This is a genomic window from Micromonospora sp. NPDC050495 (genome assembly GCF_040655175.1).
In the GTDB taxonomy this organism is placed as follows: Bacteria; Actinomycetota; Actinomycetes; order Mycobacteriales; family Micromonosporaceae; genus Micromonospora.
Genome location: NZ_JBFAJK010000126.1, coordinates 1 through 1350, shown reverse-complemented (window position 1 = coordinate 1350; position 1350 = coordinate 1). Strand labels below are relative to the sequence as shown.

The following is a 1350-nucleotide window of genomic DNA, read 5'->3' as shown; positions in this document are numbered from 1 at the left end:
ATGAGCCGTAAAGTGCAAGACAAAATTGAATATTTTTAAACTGCTAAGGCATGTTCCCTGTATTCGCAGGGAGTCATGCCTTTTGTTTTCTGTAATATTCGTCGATTGTTAAACCAATCGACGTAATTCTTTGTGATTTCCTTGAATTCTCCAATAGGTTCTGTTGCAAAGTTTTCCAAAAAATCTATTTTAGTGTAAAATTGAGAAAAAAGACAGAGAGGACAGAGTAATGAATCATTTTAAAGGCAAACAATTCAAAAAAGACGTCATTATTGTCGCTGTTGGTTACTACCTGCGTTACAATCTAAGCTATCGTGAAGTTCAGGAATTGTTATATGATCGTGGAATAAATGTTTGTCATACTACGATTTATCGTTGGGTGCAAGAGTACAGCAAAGTCCTCTATTATCTTTGGAAGAAGAAAAATAGACAATCCTTCTATTCATGGAAAATGGACGAAACCTATATCAAAATTAAGGGACGTTGGCATTATCTTTATCGTGCAATTGATGCGGACGGCTTAACCTTAGATATCTGGTTACGAAAGAAACGGGATACGCAAGCAGCCTATGCTTTCTTAAAACGACTCCATAAACAGTTTGGTGAGCCGAAAGCAATTGTGACTGATAAAGCACCTTCTCTTGGCTCCGCCTTTAGAAAGTTACAGAGTGTGGGTTTATATACTAAGACAGAGCACCGAACTGTGAAGTATCTTAACAATTTAATAGAACAAGACCATCGACCTATTAAACGACGGAATAAATTTTATCAAAGTCTCCGTACAGCCTCTTCCACGATTAAGGGCATGGAGACCCTTCGAGGAATATATAAAAAGAACCGAAGAAATGGAACGCTCTTCGGCTTTTCGGTGTCTACTGAAATCAAGGTATTAATGGGAATAACAGCCTAAGATATTTGGAGTTCAGAGAGAGCGCGTTTGATTTTCAAACTTCGCAACAGAACCTTTCATGCTCTCAGCATTATTTTCTAGCTTTGCAAATTTTTTTGAAACAAGTTATATTGTAGTTAAAAAAACTACAGGAGGATTTATCACATTTTTATTTGGAGCAATCGTTTGTGTCATTGCACAAGTATTACTTATTCCATTATTTGGCTTGAATGGTGCTGGATTAGCTTCAATGCTTGGATTCTTAACAACGTTTTTATTTCGTGTCAAGGATACGCAAAAATTTGTGGTGATTCAGATTAAATGGCGAACTTTTATAAGTAATTTTGTGATCATTTTGGTACAAATTCTTTGTTTATTTTATCTGCCGAGTAAAGTCTTGTATCTATGCCTTGCCCTATTATTTTGTGGCATGTTAGTGGTTAATCAGCGTACAATTTTAT

General features: G+C 35.9%; 3 protein-coding genes. 2 read left to right on the top strand and 1 reads right to left on the bottom strand.

Going from position 1 to position 1350, the window contains the following annotated elements; all coding sequences use genetic code 11:
- Window positions 1-35 precede the first annotated feature (35 nt).
- Complete coding sequence (locus tag AB0I11_RS34395) at window positions 36-179, bottom strand: IS3 family transposase (RefSeq protein ID WP_160166399.1); 144 nt, start codon at window positions 177-179, stop codon at window positions 36-38.
- A gap of 50 nt (window positions 180-229) precedes the next feature.
- On the opposite strand from AB0I11_RS34395, the gene AB0I11_RS34390 reads away from it, so the two are divergent.
- Together AB0I11_RS34390 and AB0I11_RS34385 are read left to right on the top strand one after the other, a co-directional pair.
- Window positions 230-910 (top strand): IS6-like element ISS1N family transposase, encoded by a 681-nt coding sequence (locus tag AB0I11_RS34390; protein WP_043737811.1) that lies wholly within the window; start codon window positions 230-232, stop codon window positions 908-910.
- Window positions 911-968: 58 nt separating this feature from the next.
- Window positions 969-1350, top strand: a 382-nt coding sequence (locus tag AB0I11_RS34385; RefSeq protein WP_357330117.1) for a polysaccharide biosynthesis C-terminal domain-containing protein, incomplete at its 3' end; no start/stop codon positions are given.